Source organism: Vibrio sp. S12_S33 (genome assembly GCF_963889785.1).
In the GTDB taxonomy this organism is placed as follows: Bacteria; Pseudomonadota; Gammaproteobacteria; order Enterobacterales; family Vibrionaceae; genus Vibrio; species Vibrio aestuarianus.
Map to the genome: position 1 here is coordinate 1 of NZ_CAWPQZ010000328.1, position 291 is coordinate 291.

Sequence of the window (291 nt, forward strand, 5' to 3'; positions counted from 1 at the left end):
TCACCGTATCACCCACTTCCACACCCGTTGGAATACTCACCACAGTTTCAACGCCGTCACTGTTCTCTGCCACGCTCACGCTGCCGTCCGCGGCGTCCGCGATGGTAAGCGTTGGCGCCGCAGTTGGCACGGTGGCATCAAAATCAAACGTCACTGGCGCACTTTCACCACTGCTGTTGCCAGCGGCATCCGTAATGCTGCTGGTGATGCTGTAATTACCTTCCGCTGTCAAGCTTGGAATGGTGATGTCGGCGCTGCCATTGGCAAGGTCCGCCGCCGTCACGGTGTAGG

The 291-nt window shown here is 58.8% G+C and carries 1 protein-coding gene; it reads right to left on the reverse strand.

The window, feature by feature from the left end:
• The coding region (locus AACW06_RS20345; RefSeq protein WP_192076407.1) for an Ig-like domain-containing protein at positions 1-291 on the reverse strand (291 nt) is incomplete at both ends.